The sequence below is a fragment of the Aquariibacter albus genome (assembly GCF_014145335.1).
GTDB classification, from domain to species: domain Bacteria; phylum Pseudomonadota; class Gammaproteobacteria; order Burkholderiales; family Burkholderiaceae_C; genus Aquariibacter; species Aquariibacter albus.
The window spans coordinates 1,503,887-1,519,168 of the sequence record NZ_JACIVI010000001.1 but is presented as its reverse complement, the minus strand read 5'-3'; the positions used below and the strand labels follow the sequence as shown (position 1 = coordinate 1,519,168).

Here is a 15,282-nt window from a genome sequence, read left to right as displayed (position 1 = left end):
CGACCGATGCTTTCCCGCCGCAATCCGCAGCTCAACGCGCACGGCGAGCTGATCCACCTGCTGTCCATCGAGGGCCTGCCGCGTGCCGTGCTGCACGGCATCCTCGACACCGCCGCGACCTTCCTGGCCGTCAACGACCGCGAGGTCAAGAAGGTGCCGCTGCTGCGCGGCAAGAGCGTGTTCAACCTCTTCTTCGAGAACAGCACCCGCACCCGCACCACCTTCGAGATCGCGGCCAAGCGCCTGTCGGCCGACGTGCTGAACCTGGACATCGCCCGCTCCAGCGCCTCCAAGGGCGAGAGCCTGCTCGACACCATCGCCAACCTGAGCGCGATGCATGCCGACATGTTCGTCGTGCGCCACAGCGAATCGGGTGCGCCCTACCTGATCGCCCAGCACTGCGCGCCGCACGTGCACGTGATCAATGCCGGGGACGGCCGCCATGCGCACCCCACGCAGGGCCTGCTCGACATGTACACCATCCGCCACTACAAGAAGGACTTCACGCAGCTGCGCGTGGCCATCGTCGGCGACATCGTGCACAGCCGGGTCGCACGTTCGGACATCCTGGCCCTGGCCACCCTGGGTGTGCCCGAGATCCGCGCCGTCGGCCCCAAGACCCTGGTGCCCGGCGACCTGCGCGAGATGGGCGTGCGCGTCTGCCACGACATGGCCGAGGGCGTGAAGGACGCCGACGTCATCATCATGCTGCGCCTGCAGAACGAGCGCATGAGCGGCGCGATGCTGCCCAGCGCCGGTGAGTTCTTCAAGCACTTCGGCCTGACGCCGGAAAAGCTGGCCCTGGCCGCACCCGATGCCATCGTGATGCACCCCGGGCCGATCAACCGCGGGGTCGAGATCGATTCCGCCGTGGCCGACGGGGCGCAGAGCGTGATCCTGCCCCAGGTCACCTTCGGCATCGCCGTGCGCATGGCCGTCATGTCGACGATTGCAGGCAACCTCGCATGAAGCTCCTCCTCCAGAACGGCCGGGTGATCGACCCGGCGAGCGGCCGCGACGAGACGGCCGATGTCGCGATCGCCGCCGGTCGCATCGTGGCCATCGGCGCGGTCCGCCCGGATTTCCAGGCCGACCGCGTGATCGATGCGCGCGGCCTCGTCGTCGCCCCCGGCCTGGTCGACCTGGCCGCGCGCCTGCGCGAGCCTGGCCACGAACACGAGGGCATGCTGGAAAGCGAGCTGGCCGCGGCCGCCGCCGGCGGGGTCACCAGCCTGGTCTGCCTGCCCGACACCGACCCCACGCTGGACGAACCCGGCCTGGTCGAGATGCTCAAGTTCCGCGCCCGCAAGCTCAGCCGCTGCCGGCTCTTCCCGCTGGGCGCGCTCACCCGCGGCCTGGCCGGCGAGGCCCTGACCGAGATGGCCGAGCTGACCGAGGCCGGCTGCGTCGGCTTCAGCCAGGCCGAGGTGGCGATCCGCGACACCCAGGTCCTCCAGCGTGCGCTGCAGTACGCCGCGACCTTCGGCTACAGCGTCTGGCTGCGGCCGCAGGACCCCTGGCTGGGCAAGGGCGTGGCGGCCAGCGGTGCGGTGGCCACCCGCCTTGGCCTGTCCGGCGTGCCGGTCAGTGCCGAGACGGTGGCCCTGCACACCCTCTTCGAGCTGATCCGCGTGACCGGCGCCCGCCTGCACCTGTGCCGCCTGTCCAGCGCGGCCGGCGTGGCCCTGCTGCGCGCGGCCAAGGCCGAGGGCCTGCCGGTCACGGCGGACGTCAGCATCAACTCCCTGCACCTCAGCGATGTCGACATCGGCTACTTCAACCCGGCCATGCGCCTGAACCCGCCGCTGCGCCAGGGCCGCGACCGCGAGGCCCTGCGCGCCGCCCTGGCCGACGGCACGATCGATGCGCTGGTCAGCGACCACACCCCGGTCGAGGGCGATGCCAAGACCCTGCCCTTCGGCGAGGCCGAACCCGGCGCCACCGGCCTGGAGCTGCTGCTGAGCCTGGCCCTGAAGTGGGGGACCGACCAGGGCCTGGCCCTGCCCGCGACCCTGGCCACCGTCACCAGCAGCCCGGTGCGGGTGCTGGGCGAGGCCCTGGGCTCGCTGGCCAGCTCGGCCGGCCGGCTCGTCGAGGGCGGCGTGGCCGACCTCTGCCTCTTCGACCCGGGGGCCGACTGGACGGTGCAGCCGGGCAGCCTGCGCAGCCAGGGCAAGCACACGCCCTTCGCCTTCGAGACCACCGGCATGCGCCTGCCCGGGCGTGTGCGGCTGACCATCGTCGCGGGCCATGTGGCCCACGAGCTGGCGGCCGAAGCCGCCTGAGCCCGGCCTGCCCGTGAAGCAGTTGCTGCGCACTCCCGTCGTCGCCTGGCGCCTGCTGCGCGTGCTGCTGCACATCCTGCGCGGCGTGCTGACGGTGGCGCTGGTCCTGCCCTGGCTGGGCCCCGCCGCTCGCCACCGTCAGGTGCAGGCCTGGGCCCAGGCGGCGCTGCGGGCCCTGGGCATGCGCCTGGTCGTCGAGGGCCAGCCCCGGCCAGGCGCCACCCTGCTGGTCGCCAACCATGTGTCCTGGCTGGACATCACCGCCATCCACGCCGTCTGCCCGCAGGCGCGCTTCGTATCCAAGGCCGAGGTGCGGCGCTGGCCGCTGCTGCGGCATCTCAGCGACGCGGCGGGCACGCTCTACCTCAGCCGCGAAAGCCGGCGCGATGCGCTGCGCGTCGTGCACCAGGTGTCCGAGGCCCTGCAGGCCGGCGACGTGGTGGCCGTCTTCCCCGAGGGCACGACCTCGGACGGCCGCAGCCTGCTGCCCTTCCACGGCAACATGCTGCAGGCGGCGATTGCCGTCGAGGTGCCGGTGCAGCCGCTGGCCCTGCGCTACTCGGATGCCGAGTCGGCGATCAGCCGCGCCGCACCCTACATCGACCAGATCAGCCTGGTGGCCAGCGTGCTGGCCGTGGTGCGGGCCCGCGGCCTGACGCTGCGGGTGCAGTGGCTGCCCGCCCGGGGCAGCCGCCATGCCGACCGGCGGGCACTCGCGCACACCCTGCGCGCCGATATCGCCGAGGCCCTGGGCCTGCCGGCCGAGGCGGCCGCCGGCCACTGAGCCCTCGGCAAGGGCGGCCTCTCCCGGGACGCTCTCGTCCCGTCGAGGCCGGCCCGGGTCTCAGTCCTGGCCGTGCGGGCCGGCTTCGACCTTGGCCCGTTCGTCGGCCAGTGCGTCGCCCAGGTAGTAGCGGCGGATCGGCTTGAGCGACTCGTCGAGCTCGTAGACCAGCGGCGTGCCGTTGGGGATGTTCAGGCTGACGATGTCGGCATCCGAGATGCCGTCCAGGTGCTTGACCAGCGCGCGGATGCTGTTGCCGTGGGCGGTGATGACCAGGCGCTTGCCGCTCAGGATGGCCGGGCCGATCGTGCCCTCCCACAGCGGCAGCACGCGGGCCACGGTGTCCTTCAGGCATTCGGTCAGCGGAATCTGCTCGGGCGCCAGACCGGCGTAGCGGGCGTCCTGGCGCTGGCCGCGCGGGTCTTCCGGGGTCAGCGCGGGCGGCGGCTCGTCGTAGCTGCGGCGCCATTGCAGCACCTGCTGTTCACCGAACTCGCGGGCCATGTCGGCCTTGTTCAGGCCCTGCAGCGCGCCGTAGTGGCGCTCGTTCAGGCGCCAGTCCTTCACGACCGGCAGCCAGGTGCGGTCCATCGCGTCCAGGCAGTGCCAGAGCGTCCAGATCGCACGCTTGAGCACCGAGGTGTAGGCCACGTCGAAGCTGTAGCCGGCCTCGCGCAGCATGTTGCCGGCGGCGCGGGCCTGGGCGACGCCGGTCGGCGTCAGCGGCACGTCGGTCCAGCCGGTGAATCGGTTCTCCAGGTTCCACGACGATTCACCGTGGCGGATCAGAACAAGCTTGTGCATGGGGTGGGGTTGGGGGAGGTCGGGGGATCCGTAATTACCCGGGATTCTAGAATCATGACTTTGCCGGGGCCCCACCCGGCTTTCGGGGACAAGACACCGTGGACTTCCTGATCGAGAACTGGATCCTTGTGCTGATCGCCGCCACCTCGGGTGGCCTGCTCGTCGCCCAGCAGCTGCGCGGGGCGTCCGGCGGCGGCGCCAGCGTCAGCCCGGCCGAGGCCGTGACCCTGCTGAACCGCGAGAAGGCGGTGATGTTCGACGTCGGCGAGCCGGCCGAATACGCCGAAGGCCATGCCACGCCGGCCCGCGCCCTGCCCTTCGGCCAGCTCGAGGGCTCGCGTCTGCTGCCGAGCGACAAGAACCGCCCGGTGGTGCTGATCTGCCCGAGCGGCGCCCGTGCGCGCCGCGCGGTCGATCTGCTCAAGAAGGCCGGCCATGCCCGCGTGGTCGCCGTGGCCGGTGGCACCGCGGGCTGGCGCGAGGCCCAGCTGCCGACCGAGCGGGGCGCCAGCGAGACCGAGGCGGCCGCCCCGGGCAAGCGCAAGTCGGCCTGAGTCCGGCCCCGCCCCTTCTGTCCAGCCCCCACCCAGCGAGATCGCGATGGCCCCCGTCCAGATGTACACGACCCAGGTCTGCCCCTACTGCCAGCGCGCCAAGGCGCTGCTGAAGCAGCGCGGGGTGCAGGTGATCGAGGAGATCCGCATCGACCTGGATCCGGCCGCCCGCGAGGCCATGATGGCCCGCACCGGTCGCCGCACCGTGCCGCAGATCTACATCGGCGACACCCATGTCGGCGGCTGCGACGACCTGATCGCGCTCGACCAGCGCGGCGGCCTGCTGCCGCTGCTCGGCCAGGGCGCCTGAGCCCCGGCCGCCCCCAGGCGGCCACGCGGCCATAATCGCGCGCCTCGTGCGGGGCCGCCTTCCGGGCGGCGCCGGGCCACGACGCCTTCGCCGGGCCGCGCGCTGTGCGCGGCCGCGCTTCCCCCGATCCCACCGAAAGCCCCCCATGGCCGACGAACAGCAAGCCGATCCCGTCTTCCAGATCCAGCGCGTCTATCTGAAGGACGTTTCGCTCGAACAGCCGAACTCGCCGCGCATCCTGCTCGAGCAGGCCCAGCCGCAGATCGAGATCAACCTGGGCGTCGGCGCCGAGACCGTGGCCGACGGCGTCTACGAGGTGGCGGTCACCGCCACCGTGCAGACCAAGATCGCCGACCGCACCCTGTTCCTGGTGGAAGCCAAGCAGGCCGGCATCTTCGAGATCCGCAACGTGCCGCAGGAGCAGATGCGCCCCATCCTGGGCATCGCCTGCCCGGGCATGCTCTACCCCTACCTGCGCGCCAACGTGGCCGACCTGATCACCCGTGCCGGCTTCCCGCCGGTGCACCTGACCGAGGTCAACTTCCAGGCCATGTTCGACGCCCAGCAGCAGGCCGAGCTGGAGCAGCTCGCCGGCCAGACCCTGGGTCAGGCCTGATCCAGGCCGGGCACAGGCGGCGCTCCGGACCCGCGGCGTGATGCGGATCAGCGTCCTCGGCGCCGGGGCCTGGGGCACGGCCCTGGCCCTGGGCATGGCCCGGGTCGGCCATGCCGTGCAGCTCTGGGCGCGCGATCCGGCCCAGGCCGCCGCGCTGCGCGAGCAGCGCGAGAACGCCCGCTACCTGCCCGGCGTGGCCTTGCCGGCCGGTCTGCAGATCGCGGTCGATCTCGACGCCGCCATCGACCATGCCCGCGCCGGCGCCTCCGACCCCGAAGGCGCGCTGCTGATCGTCGCCAGCCCCATGGCGGGCCTGCGTGGCCTGCTGGCCCATGGCGCGGCGGCCGGTCTGCCCGAGGGCGTGGGCCTGCTCTGGCTCTGCAAGGGCTTCGAGGCGGGCAGCGGCCGCCTCGGCCACGAGATCGCCGCCGAGCTGGCCCCCGGCCTGCGCAGTGGCGTGCTCTCCGGCCCCAGCTTCGCGCAGGAGGTGGCGCGCGGCCAGCCGACCGCCCTGGTCGCCGCCAGCCGCGACCCCTGGCTGCCGCAGCAGGCCGTCGCGGCCTGCCATGGCGGCGCGCTGCGCGTCTACACCTCGGACGACCCGGTCGGGGTCGAGGTCGGCGGCGCGGTCAAGAACGTCCTGGCCATCGCCACCGGCATTGCCGACGGCCTGCCGGCGCGGGACGGTGGCGAGCCCGGTCTGGGCCTGAACGCCCGCGCCGCGCTGATCACCCGCGGCCTGGCCGAGATGAGCCGCCTGGGCCTGGCCCTGGGCGCACGGCAGGAAACCTTCATGGGCCTGTCGGGCCTCGGCGACCTGGTGCTGACGGCGACCGGCGCGCTCTCGCGCAACCGCCGCGTCGGCCTGGAACTCGCGGCCGGCCGCAGCCTGGCCGAGGCGGTGGCCGCGCTCGGCCATGTCGCCGAAGGCGTGCCGACCGCGCCGACCGTGCTGGCCCGCGCCCGCGCGCTGGGCGTGGAGATGCCGATCACCACCGCCGTGGTCGAGGTGCTCGAAGGCCGGCTCGACCCGGCCGAAGCCGTGCGCGCGCTGATGCGCCGCGAGGCCCGCGCCGAGCACTGAGTCGCCCGGCCCGCAGCGCGGCCGGGGCCGTTTTTCCCCCCCGGTTCAGTGCAGGGCCGCGGCCAGCGCCGCCGCGCCGGGGCCGAAGGCATAGCTGTCCATTGCCAGTGCGCCATGGTCCACGCCGGCGTGCAGGCGGGCCGCGTCCTGCAGGCCGCCGGCGCCCATCGCCAGGTAGAAGGGCAGCCAGTGCTCGTCGGTCGGATGCTGCTCGCGGGCGGCGGGGGCGAGCCGCCGGTAGTCCCGCAGCCCGGCCTCATCCCCCGCGGCGACGCGCGCCTGCACCCAGTCGCGGAAGGCGCGGGTGCCGGCCTGCTCCGGCGCGTCCTGCGGCAGCCAGCCCTGCGGCCCGAAGAGCAGGCGCAGGTTGTGCGTCAGGCTGCCGCTGGCCAGCAGCAGCACGCCGTGTTCGGCCAGGGCCGGGGCCAGTGCGGCGCCCAGGGCCTGCAGCGTGGCGGGTGTGGCCTCGGCCGGCAGGGTCAGCGGCAGCACCGGCCGGTCGGCCTCGGGCCATGCGAAGCGCAGCACGCTCCACACGCCGTGGTCCAGCCCGCCAGCCTCGCGCCGTGCGACCTGCAGGCCCTGCGCGGCGAGGGCCGTCGCCAGCGTCTCCGCGAGCTCCGGCGCCCCCGCAGGCTCGTAGCGCAGGCGGTAGAGGGCTTCGGGGAAACCGCTGAAATCGTGGACGGCCGGGTGCCGCGTCGCGGTCAGCAGGGTGGGCTCGCGCGTGCTGCTGTGCGGCGACAGCGCCAGGATCGCGCGCGGCCGGCCGAAGCGGGCTTCCAGCGTCGGGCCGAGGCGGCGCATGAACGCACCGGCCGGGCCGGGCTCCAGCGCGAGCATCGGCGAGCCATGGGAGACGAAGAGGGCGGGGAAGGGCAGGGGGGCGGCATCCATCGGCCGATTGGACCGCCGCCCGGGCCCTGCGTCGTTCAAGGCCTTTGAGCGCGCCGTTCAGCGATGCCCGCGTCCGGTGCCGCCCGCCGGCTCCCCCGGGGTCGGCAAAGCCCGGCGAGTTCGCCGCACCCGGGGGATCGGCTAGGGTCGCGGGATGGTCGAGACCCCGCCCCCCCCTGTGCCCGCCCCGTCGTCCCTGCCGCCCCCCGTGGGCTGGCGGCCGCCCAGCCTGCTGCGCCTGGCGGCCCGTCAGGCCTGGCGGGATCTGCGTGGCGGCGAACTCAGCCTGCTGCTGATGGCCGTGGCCCTCGCCGTGGCCGCGCTCAGCGCCGTCGGCTTCTTCGCCGAGCGCCTGCAATCCGGCCTCAGCCGCGACGCCCAGGCCCTGCTCGGTGGCGATGCGGTGCTGGTGGCCGACCAGCCCCTGCCCCCGGTGCTGGCCGAGCGCGCCCGCGCCCTGGGCCTCAGGACCTCGACCAGCGTCGGCTTCCCCAGCATGGCCCGCGCGCCCGAGGCGCGCGGCGGCGCCAGCCGGCTGGTCGCCGTCAAGGCCGTCGATGCGGCCTATCCGCTGCGCGGTGCGCTGCAACTGGCCGACAGCCCCGAGGCCGACACCGCCGGCACGCGCAGCCTGCGGGCGGCGCCGCCGCGCGGGGCGGTCTGGGTCGATGCGGCCCTGCTCGACGCCCTGCAGCTCCAGGTCGGCGAGCACCTGGGCCTGGGCGATGCGGACCTGCGCATCGACGCCGTGCTGCGCATCGAGCCCGACCGTGGCGCCGGCTTCCTCAGCTTTGCGCCGCGGGTGATGCTGAACCTCGACGACCTGGCCGCCACCGGCCTGGTGCAGCCCGCCAGCCGCGTCAGCCACCGCCTGGCCGTGGCCCTGCCGGCGGGCGGCGAGGCCGCGGCCGTGACGCGCTATCTGGACGAGACCCGGCGGCGCATCACACAGGAAGGTTGGCGGGGCCTGCGGCTGGAAACCCTGGAAGCCGGCCGGCCGGAGATGGCGCAGACCCTGGACCGCGCCGCCACCTTCCTGCGCCTGGTGGCCCTGCTGGCGGCCCTGCTGGCTGCGGTGGCGGTGGCGATCGCCGCGCGCCACTACGCCGACCGTCACCTGGACGAGAGCGCCATGCTGCGCGTGCTCGGCCAGTCCCAGCGCCGCATCGCCGGGGCCTACGCCCTGGGCTTCGGCGTGGCCGGCCTGGCGGCCAGCGCCCTCGGCCTGCTGATCGGCCTGGCGCTACACCAGGTCTTTGTCTGGCTGCTGGGCCGCCTCGTCGGCGCCGAGCTGCCGCCGCCCGGCCCGGCGCCGGCCCTGCTCGGCCTGGGCGTGGGCATGAGCCTGCTGATCGGCTTCGGCCTGCCGCCGGTGCTGCAACTCGCCCAGGTGCCGGCACTGCGGGTGATCCGCCGCGAGCTGGGCCGGCCGCGCGCCGTCTCCCTGCTCACGGCCCTGGCCGGCCTGGCCGGCTTCGGCGCCATGCTGTGGGCCACGGCGGCCACGCCGCAGCTGGGGGCCATCGTCGTCGGCGGCTTCGCGCTGGCCCTGCTGCTCTTCGCGGCCGCCGGCGGCGGCGTGATGGCCTTGCTGCGCCGGGTGGTGCCGGCCGGTGGCGCGGCCCTGCGCCTGCCGCGCGCGCTGCGCCTGGCCACCCGCCAGCTCGCGGCGCGGCCGGTGCAGGGCATGGTGCAGCTTGCGGCGCTGTCGGTCGGCCTGCTGGCCCTGGTGCTGCTGGTGCTGCTGCGCACCGACCTGATCGCCAGCTGGCGCGAGGCCACGCCGCCCGATGCGCCCAACCGTTTCGTCATCAACATCCAGCCCGACCAGGCCCAGGCCTTCCGCGCCCACCTGGCCGAGGCCGGCGTCGAGCGCTACGACTGGTATCCCATGATCCGTGGCCGGCTCAGCGCGATCAACGGCCAGCCGGTGCGCGCCGGCCAGTTCGCCACCGAGCGCGCCAACCGCCTGGTCGAGCGCGAGTTCAACCTCAGCCATGCCGCCGAGGCCCCGGCCCACAACCGCCTGCTGGCCGGCCGCTGGGATGCCGCTGCAGCGCAGCAGGCCGAGGCCCTGCCGGCGCTCAGCGTCGAGGAGGGCCTGGCCCAGGCGCTGGGCCTGAAGCTCGGCGACCGCCTGCGCTTCGACATCGCCGGCCAGGCGCAGGAGGGCGTGATCGGCAGCCTGCGCCAGGTCGACTGGGCCTCGATGCGGGTGAACTTCTTCGTGATGTTCGAGCGCGCCGCCCTGCCGGAGCTGCCGGTGACCTGGATCGCCGCCTTCCAGGCCCCGCCGCGCGCGCCGGGCCAGACCGGCCCCGGCTTCGACAGCCGGCTCAGCCAGGCCTTCCCCAATGTGACCGTGGTCGATCTGTCGGCCACCCTGGCCCAGGTGCAGCGGGTGCTCGACCAGGTCGTGCGGGCGGTCGAGTTCCTGTTCGCCTTCACGCTGGCGGCCGGCCTGCTGGTGCTGCTGGCCGCCATACGCGCCAGCCGCGAGCAGCGCCTGCACGAGGCCGCCGTCATGCGCGCGCTGGGCGCCAGCCGCAGGCTGATGGCCCGGGTGCTTCAGGTCGAGCTGCTGGGCCTGGGCGCGCTGGCCGGCGCGCTGGCCTCGGTCGTGGCGATGGGCCTGGGTGCGGCGCTGGCGCACTACGCTTTCGAGTTCCGCTGGACGGCGCCGCTCTGGGTGCCGCTCGCCGGTGCTGCCGCCGGCGCCCTGCTGGCCCTGCTGGCCGGCCGTTGGGGCCTGCGCGGTCTGCTGGCCCGGCCGGTCGTCGAGACCCTGCGCCGCAGCAGCCCCTGAACGGTCGACGCCGCCGCGCCCCGGGGGGCGTCGGCGGTGTCGGCCGGGGGGAGGGCGGGGTGCGCGGCCCGGCCGCTCAGTGGCTGGCGGCGTCGATCAGGCCCAGCTCGCTGCTCGACATCAGCGATTCGATGTCGAGCAGGATCAGCATGCGCTCGTTCACATTGGCAATGCCCATCAGGTGGCTGGTGTCGACCAGGGTGCCCATCTCGGGCGCCGGCTTCACCAGGGCATGCGGCAGTTCCAGCACGTCGCTGACCGAATCGACCACCGCACCGACGACCCGGCCCTTCACGCTCAGCACCACCACGGCGGTGATGGCGGTGATCTCGGCCTCGCAGCCGAACTTCACCCGCAGGTCGATCACCGGCACGATCACGCCGCGCAGATTGATCACGCCCTTCAGGAAGGCGGGCGCATTGGCGATGCGGGTCGGTGCCTCGTAGGAGCGGATCTCCTGCACCTTGAGGATGTCGATGCCGTACTCCTCCTGGCCCAGGCAGAAGCTGAGGTACTCGCGGCCCGGGGCATTGGCGGCCTGGCCATGGGCCGCGCCGTAGGAGCTTTCCTTGCGGGACGGCGTGCCGGCTGCGGACTGGGTCGAGGTCGGGGAGGTCGTGCGGGGGGCGGTCAGGGTGTCCATGGCGGGTTCCGGTTCGGTGGGGTGGGGCCGCTCAGAAGCTGGTCCATTCGTCGTCCGCGGCGGCCGGTGCGGCATTCGGGCGGGTCGGGGCCGGGGCGCGCGGCGGCGTGGCGGCCGGAGCGGCCGGACGTTCGCTGCGGACCGGGGTGCCTGCCGCACGGGCCGGCGTGGCTGCGGGCTTGGCGGCTGGCTTGGCCGCCGGACGCGGGCTCTGCCGCACCCGTTCGATCAGGTGGGCGGCCTGCATCTGCGCGCCTTGCTCCAGCCGGAAGCTGCCGATGGCCTGCTGCAGGCGCTGGGCCTGGTCGCGCAGCGATTCGGCCGCTGCGCTGCTTTCCTCCACCAGGGCCGCGTTCTGCTGCGTCATCTGGTCGAGGTTGTTGACCGCCTGGTTGACCTGGCCGATGCCGTCGCTCTGCTCGGCCGAGGCGGCGGTGATCTCGCCGATGATGTCGCTGACGCGGCGAACGCTGGAGACGATCTCCTCCATCGTGCTGCCGGCGTCCTGCACCAGGCGGGCGCCGGACTCGACCTTGTCGACCGAGGCGCCGATCAGGGTCTTGATCTCCTTGGCCGCCTGCGCGCTGCGCTGGGCCAGGTTGCGCACCTCGCCGGCGACGACCGCGAAGCCACGGCCCTGCTCGCCGGCCCGGGCCGCCTCCACCGCGGCGTTGAGCGCCAGGATGTTGGTCTGGAAGGCGATGCCGTCGATCACGCCGATGATGTCGGCGATCTTCTTGCTCGACGCGCTGATCTCCTCCATGTTGGAGACGACCTGGGTCACCACCTCGCCGCCGCGCTGGGCGGCGGTGGCGGCGGACGAGGCCAGCTGGTTGGCGGTGCGGGCCGAATCGGCGGTCTGCTTGACGGTGCCGGTCAGCTCTTCCATCGAGGAGGCGGTCTGCTGCAGGTTGGAGGCCGTCTGCTCGGTGCGGCTCGACAGGTCCAGGTTGCCGGTGGCGATCTGGGTGCTGGCGGTGGAGATGCCGTCCGTGGTGTTGCGCACCTCGGTGATGAGCTTCAGCAGCGCGGTCTGCATGTCGGCCAGCCCGCGCTGGAGGTCGGCGACTTCGTCGCGGCCGTCCACGGCGATGTGCTGGCTCAGGTCCCCCGAGGCGATGGTGCGGGTGGCCTGCACCGCCTGGGCGAGCGGCCGGGTGACGGAGCGGGTCAGCGTCCAGCCCAGGCCGCTGAGCAGCAGCACGGCAAAGCCGCCGAGGGCCAGCATGGTCAGCTGCGAGTTCTTGTAGCTCGCCAGGGCGGAGGCCGTCTCGGCCGTGGCCTGCTTGCGGTTGCTGTCGTTGAAGGCCTGGACCTCGGTCAGGATCTGGTCGAGCAGCGGCATGCAGTCCTGCGTCAGGCGCTGCACCGCCTCGGCCTGCTTGTGCGCGATGGCCAGGGCGACGATGTCGGTGGCGATCGGCAGGTAGCGGGCCTCCAGGGCCATCAGCGACTTCACGCGCCGCTGGTCCTCGGCCGTGGCGTGCGGATCGTCGGCGACGAGCTGGGCCAGCTTGGTCAGGCTGCCGTCGAGCTTGGCCTGGGCCGTGCGCACGCGCTCGACTTCCTTGTCGACGGCCTGCCCCTCGCGCAGCAGGGTCAGGTTGCGGGCGGCAATGGCGCGCATGTCGATCGCCGCGCCGACATCGGCCAGCAGCTCCGTGGTGCGCATGGTGGTCTGGCTGACGGCTTCGAGCTTGCTCTCGATGCCGGCCATCTGCTGCAGGCTGACCGTCAGCACCGCGAGCAGCAGCAGCAGCAGGCCGATGAAGCCGACGCCCAGGCGCTGGCCGATCTTCAGGTGATTGAGCATGGCGTGTCCTTGTGTCCGGGCTCAGGGAATGCGGGGCGACGGCGCGTCGACGCTCAGTGGCGCGAGCGGCGTACCAGGGAGGCGATGTCGAGGATCAGCGCCACCCGTCCATCGCCCATGATCGTGGCGCCCGAGATGTCGGGCACCTTGCGGTAGTTGGCTTCGAGGTTCTTGACCACGACCTGCTGCTGGCCGAGCAGCTCGTCGACCATCATGGCCACGCGGCTGCCCTCGGCCTCGACGACGACCATGATCGGGTTCGACGGCAGCTGGCCGTCCTCGCGCGGCACGTGGAAGAGCGACTCCAGCTCGATGACCGGCATGTACTCCTCGCGCACCTGCACGACGCGGCCGGTGCCGCCCAGCGTCTTGACCGTCTGCGGGGTGACCTGGAAGCTCTCGACCACGCTGGCCAGCGGCAGGATGTAGACCTCCTCGGCCACGCCCACGCTCATGCCGTCCATGATGGCCAGCGTGAGCGGCAGGCGCACCGCCACGCGCATGCCGTGGCCTTCGGCCGAGTCGATCTCGACCGTGCCGCCCAGCGCGGAGATGTTCTTCTTGACCACGTCCATGCCGACGCCGCGGCCGGAGACGTCGGTCACCACCTCGGCGGTCGAGAAGCCGGGCGCGAAGATCAGCGACCAGACCTCGGCATCGCTCATCTCCTCGCTCACCGCCAGGCCGCGCTCGCGGGCCTTCTTGAGCAGCTTGGTACGCGACAGGCCCTTGCCGTCGTCGCGCACCTCGATGACGATGCTGCCGCCTTGGTGGCTGGCCGCCAGGGTGATGGTGCCCTGCTCGGGCTTGCCCCGCGCGCGCCGCTCCTCGGGCGATTCGATGCCGTGGTCGCAGGCATTGCGCACCAGGTGGGTCAGCGGGTCGGTGATCTTCTCGACCAGGCCCTTGTCGAGCTCGGTGGCTTCGCCGACGGTGAGCAGCTCGACCTCCTTGCCGAGCTTGGCCGCCAGGTCGCGCAGCATGCGCGGGAAGCGGCTGAAGACCGTGCCCATCGGAATCATGCGGATCGACATCACCGCTTCCTGCAGGTCGCGGGTGTTGCGGTCCAGGGCAGTCAGGCCGGCGATCAGGGTCTGGTGCTGCACCGGGTCCAGCGCGCGGCTGTGCTGGGCCAGCATGGCCTGGGTGATGACGAGCTCGCCCATCAGGTTGATGAGCTGGTCGACCTTCTCCAGACCGACGCGCAGCGTCGTGCCTTCCAGGCCGGCCGGCTTGGCTTCGGCCCGGGCGCTCGCGCCCGCCTGCGGCACCGGGGCGGCCGGCACCGGGGCCTGCAGGGCCGGGGCGGCATCGACCGCCGGGCCGGAGGCGCCGGGGGCGCCCGGGGCATCGTCGAAGAAGCCGTAGCCCGGATCTTCCTCCAGCACCGGCGAGCCGGGCGCCTTGGCATAGAAGCCGTAGCCCGGTGCGATGTGCTCGCCCGCCCAGGGCCGCAGCCGCACCTGCTCGCGGGCGATGTGGAAGGCGAAGAGGTCCAGCAGCTCGCTGTCGGGCGTCGCCGTGATCAGCTTGAAGCGGCGCAGGCCGTCGGCGGCCAGGCCGCCATCGACCGGCTCGACCTGGCCCAGGCCCTCGATCTCCTTGAACAGGCTCAGCACGTCGTCGGCCAGGCCGGGCCGTTCCAGCGGCCCCAGCGTCATCTCCAGGATGCGCTCGCCCTTGACGGTGACGGGCACGTCGGCCGACTGGGCTTCGTCCGCTGCGGCCTGCGGGGCGGCTGCGGCGGCCGGGTCGGTCGGCGCGGCGGCCGCCATCGCCGGGACGGCCGACAGCGGGGCCGGATCCTCGCCCTGGCTGTAGGCCGCGATGCGACGGCGCAGCTCGCCGGTGTCGGGGCTGTGGCCGGCGCCGCCAGCCTGGTGGCGTGCGAGCTGGCCGGCCAGCGCATCGCCCGAGGCCAGCAGCACGTCGACCATGCCGGCCGTGGCGCTCAGCTCGTGGCGGCGCAGCTTGTCGAGCAGGGTCTCCATCACATGGGTCAGCTCGGCCACGTCGCTGAAGCCGAAGGTGGCGGCCCCGCCCTTGATCGAATGGGCGCAGCGGAAGATGGCATTGAGCTGCTCATCGTCCGGCGCCGCCACGTCCAGCGCGAGCAGCAGCTGCTCCATCTGCTGCAGGTTCTCGCCGGCTTCCTCGAAGAAGACCTGGTAGAACTGGCTGAGGTCGATGCCGGCGGCGCCGCCGGCCTGCATGCCTGGGGACTCGCCCATCATCGGCTCCTTGATGTTCCTGTTGGGGGGCGCACGCGGCGGGCCGGGCTCAGCGGATGACCTTGCGGATCACTTCGATCAGCTTGGCCGGATCGAAGGGCTTGACCATCCAGCCGGTGGCCCCGGCCGCGCGGCCGGCCTGCTTCATCTGGTCGCTGGACTCGGTGGTCAGGATCAGGATGGGCGTGGCCTTGAAGGCCGGGTGCTCGCGCAGCTTCTTGGTCAGGCCGATGCCATCGAGGTGCGGCATGTTTTGGTCGGTCAGCACCAGGTCGTAGTGGTGCGAGGCCGCCTTGTCCCAGGCGTCCCGGCCGTCGACGGCCTCGGTCACCTGGAAGCCCGCGCTCTTGAGGGTGAAGCTCACCATCTGGCGCATCGAGGCGGAGTCATCCACGGCAAGGATGGAAGGCATGGGGACGTTCTCCGGGGTAGGTCGGGTCATCGGCAGAGGGGGC

The 15,282-nt window shown here is 73.1% G+C and carries 14 protein-coding genes; 8 read left to right on the top strand and 6 right to left on the bottom strand.

Translation table 11 applies throughout. The annotated features are described in order from the left end of the window. The first annotated feature begins 6 nt into the window (after window positions 1-6). From H4F90_RS06985 to H4F90_RS06975, 3 genes are read left to right on the top strand one after another with little or no spacing between them, the layout of a single operon-like run. Complete coding sequence (locus H4F90_RS06985) at window positions 7-969, top strand: aspartate carbamoyltransferase catalytic subunit (protein WP_182662721.1); 963 nt, start codon at window positions 7-9, stop codon at window positions 967-969. Continuing rightward, the gene (locus H4F90_RS06980) at window positions 966-2,285 is read left to right on the top strand and encodes a dihydroorotase (RefSeq protein WP_182662719.1); all 1,320 of its coding nucleotides are present in this window, start codon (window positions 966-968) and stop codon (window positions 2,283-2,285) included. The genes H4F90_RS06985 and H4F90_RS06980 overlap by 4 nt, the downstream gene beginning before the upstream one ends. Window positions 2,286-2,298: 13 nt before the next feature. Further along, complete coding sequence (locus H4F90_RS06975) at window positions 2,299-3,069, top strand: lysophospholipid acyltransferase family protein (protein ID WP_328700838.1); 771 nt, start codon at window positions 2,299-2,301, stop codon at window positions 3,067-3,069. Window positions 3,070-3,129: 60 nt separating this feature from the next. Here H4F90_RS06975 and gpmA read toward each other — a convergent pair whose 3' ends face one another. Further along, complete coding sequence (gene gpmA, locus H4F90_RS06970; protein ID WP_182662715.1) at window positions 3,130-3,873, bottom strand: 2,3-diphosphoglycerate-dependent phosphoglycerate mutase; 744 nt, start codon at window positions 3,871-3,873, stop codon at window positions 3,130-3,132. A 98-nt stretch (window positions 3,874-3,971) separates the two neighbouring features. On the opposite strand from gpmA, the gene H4F90_RS06965 reads away from it, so the two are divergent. The 4 genes from H4F90_RS06965 (at window position 3,972) to H4F90_RS06950 (ending at window position 6,437) form a co-directional block, all read left to right on the top strand. Next, window positions 3,972-4,427, top strand: coding sequence for a rhodanese-like domain-containing protein (locus tag H4F90_RS06965; protein ID WP_182662713.1), 456 nt, complete (start codon window positions 3,972-3,974; stop codon window positions 4,425-4,427). 46 nt (window positions 4,428-4,473) lie between these two features. After that, complete coding sequence (gene grxC, locus H4F90_RS06960; protein WP_182662711.1) at window positions 4,474-4,737, top strand: glutaredoxin 3; 264 nt, start codon at window positions 4,474-4,476, stop codon at window positions 4,735-4,737. Between the two features lie 145 nt (window positions 4,738-4,882). Then, a complete protein-coding gene (gene secB, locus H4F90_RS06955) occupies window positions 4,883-5,353 on the top strand; it encodes a protein-export chaperone SecB (RefSeq protein ID WP_182662709.1) in 471 nt (156 codons plus the stop codon). Between the two features lie 40 nt (window positions 5,354-5,393). Further along, window positions 5,394-6,437, top strand: coding sequence for an NAD(P)H-dependent glycerol-3-phosphate dehydrogenase (locus H4F90_RS06950; RefSeq protein WP_182662707.1), 1,044 nt, complete (start codon window positions 5,394-5,396; stop codon window positions 6,435-6,437). A gap of 45 nt (window positions 6,438-6,482) precedes the next feature. Here the strand turns inward: H4F90_RS06950 and H4F90_RS06945 are convergent, their stop codons facing one another. Further along, the gene (locus tag H4F90_RS06945) at window positions 6,483-7,334 is read right to left on the bottom strand and encodes a DODA-type extradiol aromatic ring-opening family dioxygenase (RefSeq protein ID WP_182662705.1); all 852 of its coding nucleotides are present in this window, start codon (window positions 7,332-7,334) and stop codon (window positions 6,483-6,485) included. Between the two features lie 154 nt (window positions 7,335-7,488). Between H4F90_RS06945 and H4F90_RS06940 the strand changes: the two genes are divergently transcribed. Continuing rightward, the gene (locus H4F90_RS06940) at window positions 7,489-10,140 is read left to right on the top strand and encodes an ABC transporter permease (protein WP_235971981.1); all 2,652 of its coding nucleotides are present in this window, start codon (window positions 7,489-7,491) and stop codon (window positions 10,138-10,140) included. A 76-nt stretch (window positions 10,141-10,216) separates the two neighbouring features. Here H4F90_RS06940 and H4F90_RS06935 read toward each other — a convergent pair whose 3' ends face one another. Genes H4F90_RS06935 through H4F90_RS06920 form a run of 4 tightly spaced genes read right to left on the bottom strand, consistent with a single transcriptional unit; the run spans window position 10,217 to window position 15,239 of the window. Then, the gene (locus tag H4F90_RS06935) at window positions 10,217-10,783 is read right to left on the bottom strand and encodes a chemotaxis protein CheW (RefSeq protein WP_182662703.1); all 567 of its coding nucleotides are present in this window, start codon (window positions 10,781-10,783) and stop codon (window positions 10,217-10,219) included. Window positions 10,784-10,814: 31 nt separating this feature from the next. After that, window positions 10,815-12,596, bottom strand: a complete 1,782-nt coding sequence (locus H4F90_RS15790; protein ID WP_182662701.1) for a methyl-accepting chemotaxis protein — start codon at window positions 12,594-12,596, stop codon at window positions 10,815-10,817. Window positions 12,597-12,649: 53 nt separating this feature from the next. After that, complete coding sequence (locus tag H4F90_RS06925) at window positions 12,650-14,827, bottom strand: chemotaxis protein CheW (RefSeq protein ID WP_182662699.1); 2,178 nt, start codon at window positions 14,825-14,827, stop codon at window positions 12,650-12,652. A 49-nt stretch (window positions 14,828-14,876) separates the two neighbouring features. After that, window positions 14,877-15,239, bottom strand: coding sequence for a response regulator (locus tag H4F90_RS06920; RefSeq protein WP_182662697.1), 363 nt, complete (start codon window positions 15,237-15,239; stop codon window positions 14,877-14,879). Window positions 15,240-15,282 lie beyond the last annotated feature (43 nt).